The following is a 13,225-nucleotide window of genomic DNA, read 5'->3' on the forward strand; positions in this document are numbered from 1 at the left end:
ATCGATGGCCAATTTCCCGTGCGCTTTTTTTGAGAAAACACATCATTTGGATCCTTTGCGACTAACAAGGTGGTTCGAAGCGGCGGCTATCAATAGCACAGTTCCCACCACCAAGGTCTGATAATAGGCAGGGACCAGCGTCAGCATGCCGACGGTCAGCGCCATGATAATCAATGCACCGATAAACGATCGGAGCACGCGCCCTTCACCGCCACTAAATGCCGTACCACCAAGCAGCACCACCAAAATGGCCGTCAATTCCATGCCGTCACCGGAAAGCGGGTCGCCCAAAGACATAAAGCTTGAGCGTGCAATACCCGCCAATGCGGCGCTGACCCCAACAACCACGTAGAGCAAAATGACAATCTTGTTTGAGCTCACCCCGGAGAGCCTTGCGGCTGTGGGGTTACCCCCCACCGCTGCGGCATGCTTACCCAACAAGGTTTTATTCTGCACGACAATCAAAGCAATCGTGACCAAAACGGCTACCCAGAACGCCATAGGCAGATTGAGCAAAACGCCGGAGCGACCATAATCATTGAACCAGCCTGGCATCTTCAGCCCGCCGCCGGATTTAATGGCCGAAACACCATCCTGCACCATAAGCAGAGCCACGCCCTTATAAAGGCTCAAGGTAATCAAGGTGGCGATCACCGGCGTGATTTTGAGCTTCACCACCAAGAGGCCATTGATCGCCCCCAACAGAACGCCAACAACTACGGTCAGCCCAAACGCCATAAGGAAGGGCACGCCATTGATCGCAAGCGACGCATAGACCACGGCCGCCAGACTCATCGCGCTCCCCACCGAAAGGTCGATATGGCCCGACACCATGAGCAGGGTAAAAGCCCCAGCTAAGGTCAGAATGGGCGCGGAAACACGCAGAATATTGACAATATTTTTCGGGTTTAAAAAATTGCCGCGTTCAAACAGATCGAACCGATCGAGATTGGCAACGCTTAGCAACACCACCACAAGGATCAACACCAGGTAGATATAATAATCCCGCAAAAACTGCCCAAGGCGTGCACTAAACGGTGTATGACGGGTTTTAGAAATTGAATAAGACATTGTTTTCACCGGTTTTTCAGGGTCAGTGCCCACGTCTGAGCCACGATTGCAAGGAACACCGCGATTGCTTTGAGGATGTATTGCCAGTCGGGTGACAACACCAATCCAGTCGCGGCAGAGGTCACGGTGGCCAGGATCAATGCTCCAAAGAACATGCCTACGACCGACCCGAAGCCCCCTGCGATAGCGACACCGCCCAACAACGCAATAACCAGCGCGTCAAATTCCATCAGCATGCCGCGGCTGGAGAAGCCCGACTTGAATTCAGAGGCCAGCAAGATGCCCACCATCCCCGCAATCGCCGCGCTGAACAGATAGAGGTGAGTTTGATGTCTTGCATTTTTTATCCCCGACAGCCGCGCTGCAACCGGGTTTGCACCAATCCAGAAGGTCAACCGACCAAAAATGGTGCGTTTTTCGATCACAACAGCCACACAGACCAGGACCAGCATCAAAACCACGGGCAGCTTGATGGAAGTGCCAAACAAATAGATGTTGCCCAAAAAGCCAAAATTATCCGGCAAATTCGTGTTGCGTTGTGACCCGTGTGTGATCACTTGTGCAATGCCGCGCGCCACCAACATGGTGCCCAGCGTCACAATGATGGACGGGATTTTAAATCGCACAACAAACAGCGCGTTCAATCCGCCAATTGCCAAAGCACCAAACAGCGCAAATAACATCGCCATCCACGTCGGCATGCCAAACCCGCTGGCCAGTGCATTGGCGCCGCCGGGCGCTTGGGCAAACCACACGGCCAACACACCGGATAGAGCGACAATGCCACCCACCGACAAATCAAAGTTGCCGCTAACAAGCAGAAACGTCACACCAACACCCAGCGAAATCACGGCCCAGTTGTTGGTGACCAAATTCACAACGTTTTGAAATTGAAAAAAGTTCGGCACCAGCAGCGAGGCAAACAGAAAAATAAAGACTGCAGCAGACACCACCAACAGGGTGATAAAAGCCTCATCACTCATCTTAAGCCCTTTGGCCATTTTTGCTTTTAGTTGCACACTCATTGACCTTTATGCTCCGCGCCGCCCGTTACCACATTCAAAATGTGGGCGATATCAACATCTTCCCCATTGAGCAGCTCTTCCTCCAACATGCCTTCATACAGCAGGATGATGCGGTCACAGATGCCCAAAATCTCTTCAAGCTCAGTAGAAAACACGCAAATCGACTTGCCCTCATTGGCGAGTGCCTTGATGACGTCATAAATCTCGGTTTTGGCCCCCACATCAACGCCGCGGGTCGGCTCATCCAGCAACAACAGATCAGCTTCGGCAAATAGGCATTTCGCCAAAACCACCTTTTGCTGGTTGCCGCCGGAGAGTTTTTCCGTGTGCTTCTCAATGCTGCTGGTGGCAATGCCCAGTTGGGCAACAAAATGCTCCGCAGCCTGACGCTCACGTGATGGAGATAACATCCCTGTTGTGGAGATTTTCTCCAAATTCATCACAGGCACATTCTCTCGAATGGTCAGATTTGTGAAAAGCCCCTGTGTTCGGCGCTCCTCCGGCACCAAAGCGATGCCCGCAGCAATCGCATCGTGCGGCGTGGGACCGATTTCTTTGCCATTGAACCTGACCGAGCCAGAAAACTTGTCCGCGCCATAAATCGCCCGCGCGATCTCTGTTTTGCCCGCACCCACGAGGCCATAAAAGCCCACCACTTCGCCCTTATTGACGTGAAATGAAACATCTTTGAGCAACGAGGTTTTCAGATGCTCCACCTGCAAAATTGGTTCGGCATCGGCTATATCTCTGGGTTCATATTGCTGAAAAACGGTGCGGCCAATCATCAACTCAATCAGCTGTTGGCGCCCGTCCACCTCGTCGAGCGGCTTGGTCACAATATGCTTGCCGTCTCTAAACACTGTGACGTCATCTCCCAGCTCAAAGATTTCATCCAGCTTGTGAGAGATGTAGACAACTGTCACATTTGCATCGCGCAGACGGCGGATCACCGCAAATAGTCGCTCCACTTCGCGCTCTGACAGCGCAGCGGTTGGCTCGTCCATAATGATCACGCTGGCACCGGATGAAGCTGCGCGCGAAATCTCCAAAATCTGTTTTTGTGCTACACTCAAGCTCGCGACACGTGCCTCCGGATCAATGGACGGCTCAATCGTGGCCAAGGTCTCGATGGCAACCTCATCGGTTTTGGAGTTCACCAAAAACCCAAACCGGCTCGCTTCCATGCCCAGAGTCAGATTTTCTTTCACCGTCAGCTCATCGACCACGTGAAGCTCTTGAAAAAGTGTGGCAATCCCGCCATCCCGTGCTTCTTGCGGATTCCTAGGACAATGGCGACGTCCGGCCACTGTGATGCTACCACTTGTGGGCTGCAATACACCTGTGAGCATTTTCACAAGTGTGGACTTGCCCGCACCATTTTCACCAACCAGACAATGGATCGCACCTTGTTTGATTGTAAAACTCACATTGTCGACAGCCCGCACACCCGGATAATCCTTGGTAAGGCCCTCAACAGAAAGCGCAGATGATTGTTGCTGTGTCATCAGATCGACTTTCTTTGACTAATCTTGCGTATATTCCGCCGTTTAAACTTGAGGACTATCTGACCTTCCCACACTTTTTGCGTCACAGGTCTTAGTGCCTCCCACAGGTATAATTAACTCCGACGGTTGGTCGGCGCATGGCCGATCAATTTGGTTGGGGCCGCCGGAGTTAAACTGTTTTAGCCGCCAAATTGCGAGGTCAGCCAGGCTTCAGCAGTCTCTTCTGGCATAGTCCAGAATGAAATTGTGTACGCCTTATAGAAGAACTCTTGAGCTGGATCGGATGTCATGTCTACTTTGCCATTGATCACATCCATCACCAGATCAACACGCCCACGAGCTGTTTCGATTGGTGGGAGCCCCATAGAAACCTTCAGGCTGGAATTCGGATCATAGACTTGATCAAACTCAACAGAGTCAAAATCAACGCTCGCCACGATTTCGGTCAAAGGCTCGCCATTCTCAAATTTGCCGCGGCCGAGTTGAGACAGGCCGGCCATCGTACCAACAGTCAGGTTTGAGGCCTCAGAATAGATGAGGTTGACCTCAGGACGTTGTGTCAACAAATCGACGACGATCTGCTTGGCTGCTTCCTGCCCGCCGCTCGCATCAAGCGCGCCAAGGTTTTCCGCATCAGGCGCTACTGAAAGCACGCCTTCAACAAATGGCTTTGTCCGCCCAGAGTTTACCTCTGTGTGGTTGGGCCAGCCCAACTGCACCATCACAATCGGCACGTCCGGATGCGCAGTTTTCCATGCTGTTGCCATTTCAGCGCCCATCGCAAAAGACACGGTGGCTTCATCGCTTCGCGCAACAGGAATGCCTGTGTCGCCCAACGGGCTGAAGAAAGATGTCATCGCCACACCCTCTTCCAAGGCCTCACGCACACCCGGTGCGGCCGCTTCAGCGTCCCAAATGTGCAATGTCGCGCCATCAAAACCGCCAGCAACCACTTGGTCAACATTTTGCGTCATCACTGCGGAATCGGCCTGGCCGTCAAAAATAACAACCTCAGCGCCATATTCCTCTTTGCCGTAACGCTGCGCTTCAGCAGCTTGCGCTTGGTGAAATACATTTGACAGATCGGACACAAAGAATGCGATCCGTTTTTCGTCTGCAACGGACGCGCCAACCGCAGCCGCTGAAAACACAGATGCCGCCATCAGCATCCCGATAAATTTCCGTTTCATTGATTTTCCTCCCTCAATGTAAGCTTGCTGTCACGAACATATGCTCCTCCGCTCACAACAGCCATGTAATATATTTCAGCTTGCGTAAAAAATTTCAATAGTAATTTCTTCTTTTTTGGGAAAAATTTTTAAGTCATTGTTTTAATTTATTTTTCGAGCCATCTCGCCGCGTAATCATCCTAAAATTTTGTTACCATTTATAGCATTGAGCGCCAATTAAGCTGCGGAAGCGCCTGCACTGCCCTGCCAACTACTCGACGTTAATTCCCTTCCGCGACGGAAGTGGGCGATAGCGCCATTTATCCGCTACTAATAGAAGGGGGCACGCCAGTACGTGTCACAGAGAAAACACCGTCCTATTGGCACGGCTGGTCGCCCGACGGCGCCTGGATTTGGTTCAATGGCGAAAAGGATGGCAGCGTACAGCTCTGGCGTATGCGCCCCGATGGCCGTGACCTGCAACAAATGACCGATGAGGACAGCGTGAACTGGTTCCCACATCCCGCACCTGATGGGCGCCACATTCTCTACCACGCTTATCCCGCCGGTACAAAAGGGCATCCCTTCGGCAAAGATGTGGAACTGCGTTTAATGCCGGCTGAGGGCGGAAAAAGCCGCACATTGACCACGCTCTATGGCGGACAAGGCACGATCAATGTGCCGTGCTGGGCGCCAGACAGCGCGCGTTTTGCATATGTGAGTTACAGCGCCTGACCGACCTGCATATGCTGGGGTGCGCCATATAAAGAATCCGCACAAAAAATCCCGCCCGAACCACGAGGCCGGACGGGCAAGTTGAGGGTTAAGACGTGATCGTCTCTTCACCAGGTTTTTTGCCCAGAATAATCATGCTCAACAAATCATCATCGGTAACGTCGTCGACATTGACGGTGCCGACCAGCTTGCCATTTTTCATCACAGACGCGCGGTCGCATAAATCCAGCACGTCATGAATGTCGTGGCTGATCAGGAAAATGCCGATCCCTGCCTTTTTCAACTGCTTGATCAGGTCGGCCACCATTTGTGTTTCATGGGGGCCAAGCGCAGCTGTGGGTTCATCCATGATCAGAATGCGGGCATCAAAATAGACTGCCCGGGCAATGGCAACCGATTGCCGCTGCCCGCCTGAAAGCGCAGATACGGGGTCGGCGAACTTTTTGAAGTTCGGGTTCAGTTTCCCCATAATCTTGCGGGTTTCCGCTTCCATGGCGTCGTCATTGACAAAGCCCAAAGGATTGGTGATTTCACGACCCAGAAAAAGGTTGGACGCAGCGTCCAAATTGTCGGCCAGGGCCAGCGTTTGATAGATGGTTTCAATATTGTGGGCGCGGGCGTCGCGTGGATTATGAATCTCCACTTTTTCGCCATTGATAAAAATTTCGCCCGCATCGCGTTTATAGGCGCCCGACAACACTTTAATCAGCGTCGATTTGCCCGCGCCATTATGGCCCAATAGGCCCACAACCTCGCCGGGATAGACGTCAATACTGACATGATCGACCGCCTTGATGCCACCAAACGACACGTGAATATCGCGCATTTCAACAAGGGGATGGGCTGCATTTGCATGTGTCATCTTATGTCTCCTTACTGACCCGCGCGACGGCGATAGGCGATGTCGAGATAGACCGCCAACACCAAAACGAAGCCGACAACGATGGATTGCAATGGTGCGTCCACGCCGACCATGGCCATGCCCGATTGCAGGCTTTGCATAATCAGGGCCCCGAGCAACGCGCCATAAATGGTGCCGATGCCCCCAGCCAAAGCGGTGCCGCCGATTACCGCAGCGGCGATTACGCGCAACTCATCCAGGGTGCCCAAATCATTGCCGACCGAGCCCAAGCGCGCCGAGGCAATGACCGCTGCGATGGCGGTGAGCGCACCCATCAGCGCAAAAACCTTGACCGTCAATAATTTGGTGTTGATTCCGGAAAGCTCTGCCGCTTCAGGGTTGCCACCGGTGGCAAACACATATCGGCCAAAACGGGTGCGCCGGGCAATAATGGTCATGATGATGGCGATCACAAATACAATCACCACAGGAATGGCGATGCCATGCATCACTGCAAACTGCGGAATCTCTTCGCCGCGGGCTTCATAAATCCGCCGCACTGCTCCCTTGGGCAGTGGATATGAATTCATCACCGTGACGAATCCCAGAATAAGCGCGATCACGATGCCCCCGAGCGTGAATTCCGCCCAAAGCGGCTTCAATTTAAAGCCATGGCTGTTTTTCTGACGTCTGCTGAGCACCATCATGACGACTGCTGCTATGGTGGCAATAATGCCCACGAGCCAACTTAAACCTTCGCCCAGCGTGCCTTCAGCGCCGCCGCCCAATAGACGAAAATTTGAATCCAGCGGTGCTACGGTTTGGCCAGTGGTTACCCACCATGCGGCCCCGCGATACATCAGCAAACCGCCCAGGGTGACAATAAAGGAAGGGACAGCCAGATAGCCGATCACCCAGCCCTGAGCGGCACCCACAATCACCCCGACTGCAACGCCGGCGACAATGGTGATCACCCAGATCAAAGGATGCTCGAGCCCAAGAAATTGGGGCAAAATATGCACCTGCAACGTGCCCATGAGCATGCCAATCAAGCCCAAAAGCGAGCCGACCGAAAGATCGATGTGCCGGGTCACGATCACAAACACCATGCCCGTTGCCATCACGGCGACGGATGCAGTTTGTACGGAAAGGTTAAAGATGTTCCTGGGGGTGATGAAGCGGCCATCGGTGAACATATTGAAGGAAAGCCAAAGGATGACCAGGGCACCGATCATGCCCAGCATTCTTGTGTCCAGCTCTAGTCCGGCCACGAACTTTTTGAGCGTTTCTGTCATTGTGAAGTCTGCCTCTACACACAAACGGGCCGCTTGGCGCATATTACCCCAAATCGCGGCAAACCGTGAGCACTGAAAAATGCCTCCCTTGATAACAGGGGAGGCATCTTTTGGTTTGTTTAGTTACACACAGCCACTTTAGAGCCATCTACACCGACGCACAGCGCGTCTTTGGCAATCCAACCGGCATCCAAAACAACGTCCAGATTGTCGATGGTGATCGGAACTGGCTCAAGGAATTTCGCTTGGATTTCTGTGCCTGCTGGTGAGGTCCAAAGGGCAGCGCCCTCAATCTCACTCATAGAAGCACCATTGGCCAAATCCACGGCAATATTGCCTGCAGCTTTACCCAATTCACGCGCATCTTTCCAAACAGATACAGTTTGTGTGCCCAGGGCCACACGGTTCAGAGCCGCATGATCCCCGTCTTGACCAGAAACAGGCAGTCCTTCCATGCCCTGCGCTGTCAGCGCAGCAACAACGCCACCGGCGGTGCCGTCATTTGACGCCACAACGGCATCAACGTTGTTGTCATTGGCTGTCAGGATTTGCTCCATGTTGCGCTGGGCATTGGCTGGCACCCAACCATCAGTATAGGCTTCATCAACAATGGTGATGTCGCCTGCATCAATGGCATCTTGCAACACTTCTTGCTGACCACCGCGCAAGAAATCTGCGTTTGGATCGGTGGGCGAGCCCTTAATCATCACATAGTTACCTTCAGGCTGCGCTGCCAAGACCGCGCGGGCCTGCATGCGGCCAACTTCCACATTGTCAAAGGTGAGGTAGAAGGTGCGGCTATCTTCGATCAAACGATCATAAGCGATGACAGGGATGCCTTCATCTGTAGCTGCATCTACCGCAGGGCCAACCGCGGATGCGTCTTGTGCCAAAATGATCAATGCATCTGCGCCACGGGCGATCAGGCTTTCAATGTCTGAAAGCTGTTTTGATGAGGATGCTTGCGCATCAGCGGAGATATAGTCCGCACCAGCTGCCTCAAGCGCCGCTTTAATCGCGGCTTCATCCGTTTTCCAGCGTTCTTCTTGAAAGTTTGACCAGCTCACGCCAACCACCAAATCGGCGGCAAGCGCATTTGATGCGACGCCCATGCTCAGCACAGCTGCCGTCGCCAACATAAATTTCTTCATTCTATTTTCCTCCCGAAAACGAGGTTGGCCGAGCCAAAGCATTTGTGAAATGGAGGCTTGCCAACCGACCCAATATCGGTAACAATTTTAAATTCGACAGTCAAATTAAATAATCGTGAATTGTTAAACCGCTGAAATTTATACCTTTCTGACCTTGGGTCAGGATTTGCCGATTGAAAAAGTACCTATATTGCGTATAGATCGGTCGGACGAAGTGGAGGAATGACCATGTTGGGCGAGCAAAGAAGCATAGGCAGACGCGCAATCCTGTCGCAAATTCGTAAAGTTGGCCCCTTGCCCCGGATCGAGCTTTCCGAGCAAACCGGCATCAGTCGAGCTACGGTCACGACCATCACGGCGGAGCTGTTGGATCATGGTTTGATCGAAGAAATTCCCGTTGAGCCGAAATCTAAAGATTTGAAACGGGGTCGCCCCAAGGTGGACCTAAAAATTCGCGGTGACATCTTTCATGTGGCGGGGATCAAACTGGCCAACAAGTCTATCTCCATCGGAATCTGCGATTTTGAAGGCAATCTGGTGTCCGAATATTGGTCGGCGCTGCCACAGACCATCTATGATGAAGGTGAATTGTTGGCCACGTTGACGGCCGAACTGGAGAACGCAACGCGCGCCACCAATCTTACGCTCGCAGATCTTTCGGCTGTGGGATTGGGGTTGGCCGGGATTGTGGATGTGGTCGAGGGGGTTGTGCGCTGGTCTCCATCGCTGACAACACGCAATGTAAAACTTCGCGATGCGTTAAGCCAACGCTTGGGCAAACCGGTCTTCATCGACAATGACGCCAACTTGGTGGCCAAAGCCGAACAATATTTCGGCAGGGGCAAAAATGTCAGCGACTTTATCGTTGTCACCATCGAAAATGGTGTTGGCATGGGCATTGTGTTGAACAATCAGCTTTATCGCGGCACCCGTGGTTGTGGCGCGGAGTTTGGCCACACCAAGGTGCATCTGGATGGCGCTTTGTGTCGGTGTGGCCAGCGGGGCTGTTTGGAGGCCTATGTGGCCGATTATGCCTTGCTGCGCGAGTTGGCGGTGGGCACCGATATGGTGGGGTCAGCTGACCCGGCAGAGGATATGGCGGCCCTGATTGAGGCGGCAAAAGCGGGCGACAAGACCGCGAATAGTGTTTTGGATCGCGCGGCGCGCATGTTCGCCATGGGGCTGGCCAATCTGGTCAATATCTTCGATCCGAAATTGATCATTCTTTCGGGCGAACGGATGCAGCTCGACTTTTTATTTGCTGATGATGTTTTGGCGAGCATCCGCGATATTGTGGTGCAGGTGGATGCGCCTCCCCCTGAAATCATTGTCCACAAATGGGGAGACATGATGTGGGCAACCGGGGCCGCCGCCTACGCCATTGAAGGCTTGGGCGAACTCACCTTGCGGGAGCTGGCCGATAATGTCGCCTAAGCTGGTTGCCATCGGAGCTGCGCTTCTCACCGCCACCTGCCCGGGTTTGGCGGCACCCAATTTTGCGCCACGTGCCACTGATATTGAGCATCAATATCTTGGAGGGTGGGAGCATTTTGTGGGCGGCGGTGTCGCCGCTTTTGATTGCAATAATGACCATTTGCCTGAGCTTTTCTTGGCGGGCGGGACCGCGCCGTCAACCTTGCTGCGCAATATAACCAACACGCTTGGTGAAGATGTTGCCTTTGAGCAAATGCCAAGTCCGCTCAATGTCACGGGTGCGACGGGCGCCTACCCGCTCAATATCAATAACGACGCGCACACAGATCTGATGATTTTACGCGTTGGCGAAAATCTGTTGTTTGAGGGGCAAGGCAATTGCCAATTTGCACCCAGCACCATGCTTGATGGATTGGGCGGTGATCATTGGACCACAGCCTTTTCGGCCACATGGGAAAATGGGCAGAAGCTGCCCACGCTTGCCTTTGGCAATTATGTTGACCGGACCGATCCTGACGGCCCTTTTGGCACATGCGACGCGAATATTTTGCTGCGTCCGAAAGAGGGCGGGTATCAAAAGGTCATCCAGCTGGAACCCGGCTATTGCGCCCTGTCCATTTTGTTTTCGGATTGGAATGCCAATGGCCAACAGGATTTGCGGATCAGTAACGACCGACATTATTATTTGAACGACGGACAGGAGCAGCTTTGGCAATTGCGTTCTAAGGGGCCACATTTGTTAACGGCAGAAGAAGGGTGGATAAAGCATCAGCTTTGGGGCATGGGCATCGCCAGCCGCGATCTGGATTTTGATGGCAAGCCCGAGGTGTTTTTGACGTCGATGGGTGATCAAAAATTGCACAGCTTACAGCCCAATGCCAACGGGCCGACCTATGCGGATGCCGCTTATGAGCAAGGTATTACCGCCCATCGCCCCTATTTGGGCGACGATGGTCGCCCTTCAACGGGGTGGCACGCCGCGTTTGGCGACGTTCAAAATGATGGGTTGGACGATATTTTCGTTGCGAAGGGCAATGTTGACCAAATGATTAGCGCAGCAATGCAGGACCCCAATAATTTACTGGTGCAGCAACCTGATGGTCGGTTTGTGGAAATGGGCGATGTGGCGGGGATTGCAAGCCTTGCCCGCGCCCGTGGCGGCGCGCTGGTTGATTTGAACCTCGATGGGCGTCTCGATCTGGTGATCAACAATAGGCGCAGCAATGTTGAAATATATCAGAACATGACGTCAGACAGCGGCAATTGGCTGAGCGTGAAGCTGAACCAACCAGACCAAAACCGAGATGCAGTTGGCGCCTGGATTAAATTGCGCACATCGGAACGGACTTATAGCCGCGAAATCACCATTGGCGGCGGCCATGCCGGAGGCACATTGGCACCAGCACATTTTGGTTTAGGCGCCAATGAGCAGGTTGAAATCATGGTGATCTGGCCCGGCAATGTCAGCTCAAACTGGCACACGATTGACGCCAACAAACAATATCGAGTGACCCGCAAAAAAGACCAAACATTAGTCGAGGCTTATTGATCTACCGGCAATCCGCTGGGCACGTTTTTGGGCACGCCCAAGCGACCAGACAGGCTTTGCTCATCCGTTAGTGTTTCCAAAAAGGCGATCAGATTGCCGATTTCGGCCTGCGTCAGCGCCAAGGGCTTTAGCGCGTTTGCGTCGATGATTGCGGCACGATCCTGAGCATTGTCCATCACGCGCCAATCGTCACTATGGGGAAACCGTGGCAGGGCAACCCGGCGATCATATTGTTCAAAATACTTCACCGGATCCGTGTGATGTTGGATGATCTTTTCAAGATTGTCATAAGCACCGCTATGTCCGTAAGGCGCAGTGACCGCGACATTCCTTAAAGAGGGGGTTCGAAAGCGGTAGAGGTCTTTGGCGGCGCCGGTCACATGCGCGCGCCCCACGTCGCGGGCATGGTCCTCAAATCGAGCGGCCTTACCGGGACCAAATTGCGGCATCGCAATCGCATGAAAGTCATGGTCGGTCTGAAACAAACCTGCGTGACAGCTGGCACATTCTGCGCGGCCATAAAACAAATCCATGCCGCCCTGGGCTGATGCGGGCAAGGGTTTCCCGCCAAAAACAAATTGGTCAAAGGGGCTATTGTCCGCCCGCCATTCAAACGCAATAAAAGCTGCAATGGCATTGGCGATTTCCACGAATGAAATGTCGGGGCGCGCCACATCTATAGCCGCGAATAGGTCCGCATATTCATCAATATTACGCACCCGCTGGGCGATAATGTCCCATGCGCCCCCCTCACCCGTCAGCACGCCCATGCGCACCGCGCGGGCCACATCGTTTTCTTGATAGTGCCCAGCCATTTCATCAGGAGAAAGCACCGGGAACATGGCTTGCGCCGCCAGTACACCATCAAAACCCATGACCATTTCATCGGCAAGTGGCGTGCGGATGCCTGAGGCCCGAGATTCGTCTTTCTCCAGCCGTCCATCGTGGAACATAGAAACAAATTCCGACGCACCAAGATTAAACAAAGCTGGCGAATTACGGGGCACGCGCTCTTCAGGCAGATTGTCTGGCGCAAGCATGCGATCTGGCCCTAGCCCAATGCCACCATCACCAATGCCCAGGGGCAAACCGTCCGAAGTGGCAAATTTTGGATGATGGCAACTGGCGCAGGAAACGGATTTATTGCCACTTAAAATTGGGTCGTAAAACAGAAAACGCCCAAGTTGCACTTCTTCCATATTGACAGCGGGAAATTCAGCGCGCGCAAAAGTCGGCAGTTTCACCTCCTGCGCGGTAGTGGCGATGCTGCTGATCAAAACCAATATTATGCCGAGTTTAATTCGCATCTTTAGCTCTCGGGTCACGGTCGTTTGGGCCGGAAACCATGCAGCCGAGGCTGAGATTATCAATCTCAGCCTCACCACGCTTCAGCAAAGTGATCAATTGAGGGAATGTGTCTACTTCGCCAATTCGTGTTTGGTGCATCATG

The 13,225-nt window shown here is 53.1% G+C and carries 12 protein-coding genes; 3 read left to right on the forward strand and 9 right to left on the reverse strand.

Translation table 11 applies throughout. The annotated features are described in order from the left end of the window. Positions 1 to 42: 42 nt before the first annotated feature. The 4 genes from G549_RS0105205 to G549_RS0105220 all read right to left on the reverse strand — a co-directional run bounded on the left by G549_RS0105205 (position 43) and on the right by G549_RS0105220 (position 4,791). Entirely contained in the window at positions 43 to 1,071 is a 1,029-nt protein-coding gene (locus G549_RS0105205) for an ABC transporter permease (protein ID WP_027834139.1), read from the reverse strand. Positions 1,072 to 1,076: 5 nt separating this feature from the next. Beyond that, complete coding sequence (locus tag G549_RS0105210) at positions 1,077 to 2,096, reverse strand: ABC transporter permease (protein ID WP_027834140.1); 1,020 nt, start codon at positions 2,094 to 2,096, stop codon at positions 1,077 to 1,079. Further along, positions 2,093 to 3,601, reverse strand: coding sequence for a sugar ABC transporter ATP-binding protein (locus G549_RS0105215; protein WP_036221013.1), 1,509 nt, complete (start codon positions 3,599 to 3,601; stop codon positions 2,093 to 2,095). The genes G549_RS0105210 and G549_RS0105215 overlap by 4 nt, the downstream gene beginning before the upstream one ends. 179 nt (positions 3,602 to 3,780) lie before the next feature. After that, positions 3,781 to 4,791, reverse strand: a complete 1,011-nt coding sequence (locus tag G549_RS0105220) for a substrate-binding domain-containing protein (protein WP_027834142.1) — start codon at positions 4,789 to 4,791, stop codon at positions 3,781 to 3,783. Between the two features lie 282 nt (positions 4,792 to 5,073). Between G549_RS0105220 and G549_RS19105 the strand changes: the two genes are divergently transcribed. Beyond that, positions 5,074 to 5,505 (forward strand): TolB family protein, encoded by a 432-nt coding sequence (locus tag G549_RS19105; RefSeq protein ID WP_051213395.1) that lies wholly within the window; start codon positions 5,074 to 5,076, stop codon positions 5,503 to 5,505. 88 nt (positions 5,506 to 5,593) lie between these two features. On the opposite strand, the gene G549_RS0105230 is transcribed toward G549_RS19105, so the two are convergent. The 3 genes from G549_RS0105230 to xylF form a co-directional block, all read right to left on the reverse strand. Next, the gene (locus G549_RS0105230; protein WP_027834143.1) at positions 5,594 to 6,367 is read right to left on the reverse strand and encodes an ATP-binding cassette domain-containing protein; all 774 of its coding nucleotides are present in this window, start codon (positions 6,365 to 6,367) and stop codon (positions 5,594 to 5,596) included. An 11-nt stretch (positions 6,368 to 6,378) separates the two neighbouring features. Next, positions 6,379 to 7,641, reverse strand: coding sequence for a sugar ABC transporter permease (locus tag G549_RS0105235; protein WP_027834144.1), 1,263 nt, complete (start codon positions 7,639 to 7,641; stop codon positions 6,379 to 6,381). Positions 7,642 to 7,760: 119 nt separating this feature from the next. Next, the gene (gene xylF, locus G549_RS0105240; protein ID WP_027834145.1) at positions 7,761 to 8,792 is read right to left on the reverse strand and encodes a D-xylose ABC transporter substrate-binding protein; all 1,032 of its coding nucleotides are present in this window, start codon (positions 8,790 to 8,792) and stop codon (positions 7,761 to 7,763) included. A 222-nt stretch (positions 8,793 to 9,014) separates the two neighbouring features. Here xylF and G549_RS0105245 point away from each other — a divergent pair, with 222 nt between their 5' ends. Both G549_RS0105245 and G549_RS19110 read left to right on the forward strand, forming a co-directional pair. Beyond that, a complete protein-coding gene (locus tag G549_RS0105245; RefSeq protein ID WP_027834146.1) occupies positions 9,015 to 10,226 on the forward strand; it encodes an ROK family transcriptional regulator in 1,212 nt (403 codons plus the stop codon). After that, positions 10,216 to 11,775: a CRTAC1 family protein gene (locus G549_RS19110; RefSeq protein WP_036221016.1), complete on the forward strand. Its 1,560-nt coding sequence runs from the start codon at positions 10,216 to 10,218 to the stop codon at positions 11,773 to 11,775. Before G549_RS0105245 ends, G549_RS19110 begins: the two co-directional genes overlap by 11 nt. Here the strand turns inward: G549_RS19110 and G549_RS0105255 are convergent. Together G549_RS0105255 and G549_RS21780 are read right to left on the reverse strand one after the other, a co-directional pair. After that, positions 11,769 to 13,082 carry a cytochrome-c peroxidase gene (locus G549_RS0105255; RefSeq protein WP_036221018.1) on the reverse strand — a complete coding sequence of 438 codons (1,314 nt, stop codon included), beginning with the start codon at positions 13,080 to 13,082 and terminating at the stop codon, positions 11,769 to 11,771. The genes G549_RS19110 and G549_RS0105255 overlap by 7 nt on opposite strands. Beyond that, positions 13,072 to 13,224, reverse strand: coding sequence for a hypothetical protein (locus G549_RS21780; RefSeq protein ID WP_156905477.1), 153 nt, complete (start codon positions 13,222 to 13,224; stop codon positions 13,072 to 13,074). Before G549_RS21780 ends, G549_RS0105255 begins: the two co-directional genes overlap by 11 nt. Position 13,225: the final 1 nt, after the last annotated feature.

Source organism: Maritalea myrionectae DSM 19524, from assembly GCF_000423365.1.
GTDB lineage: Bacteria > Pseudomonadota > Alphaproteobacteria > Rhizobiales > Devosiaceae > Maritalea > Maritalea myrionectae.

What these genes read in the sequence shown, in the direction of transcription:
- G549_RS0105205 (WP_027834139.1), bottom strand. Translation starts at nt 1,071, where the DNA reads ATGTCTTATTCAATTTCTAAAACCCGTCATACACCGTTTAGTGCACGC.
- G549_RS0105210 (WP_027834140.1), bottom strand. Translation starts at nt 2,096, where the DNA reads ATGAGTGTGCAACTAAAAGCAAAAATGGCCAAAGGGCTTAAGATGAGT.
- G549_RS0105215 (WP_036221013.1), bottom strand. Translation starts at nt 3,601, where the DNA reads ATGACACAGCAACAATCATCTGCGCTTTCTGTTGAGGGCCTTACCAAG.
- G549_RS0105220 (WP_027834142.1), bottom strand. Translation starts at nt 4,791, where the DNA reads ATGAAACGGAAATTTATCGGGATGCTGATGGCGGCATCTGTGTTTTCA.
- G549_RS0105230 (WP_027834143.1), bottom strand. Translation starts at nt 6,367, where the DNA reads ATGACACATGCAAATGCAGCCCATCCCCTTGTTGAAATGCGCGATATT.
- G549_RS0105235 (WP_027834144.1), bottom strand. Translation starts at nt 7,641, where the DNA reads ATGACAGAAACGCTCAAAAAGTTCGTGGCCGGACTAGAGCTGGACACA.
- xylF (WP_027834145.1), bottom strand. Translation starts at nt 8,792, where the DNA reads ATGAAGAAATTTATGTTGGCGACGGCAGCTGTGCTGAGCATGGGCGTC.
- G549_RS0105245 (WP_027834146.1), top strand. Translation starts at nt 9,015, where the DNA reads ATGACCATGTTGGGCGAGCAAAGAAGCATAGGCAGACGCGCAATCCTG.
- G549_RS19110 (WP_036221016.1), top strand. Translation starts at nt 10,216, where the DNA reads ATGTCGCCTAAGCTGGTTGCCATCGGAGCTGCGCTTCTCACCGCCACC.
- G549_RS0105255 (WP_036221018.1), bottom strand. Translation starts at nt 13,082, where the DNA reads ATGCGAATTAAACTCGGCATAATATTGGTTTTGATCAGCAGCATCGCC.
- G549_RS21780 (WP_156905477.1), bottom strand. Translation starts at nt 13,224, where the DNA reads ATGATGCACCAAACACGAATTGGCGAAGTAGACACATTCCCTCAATTG.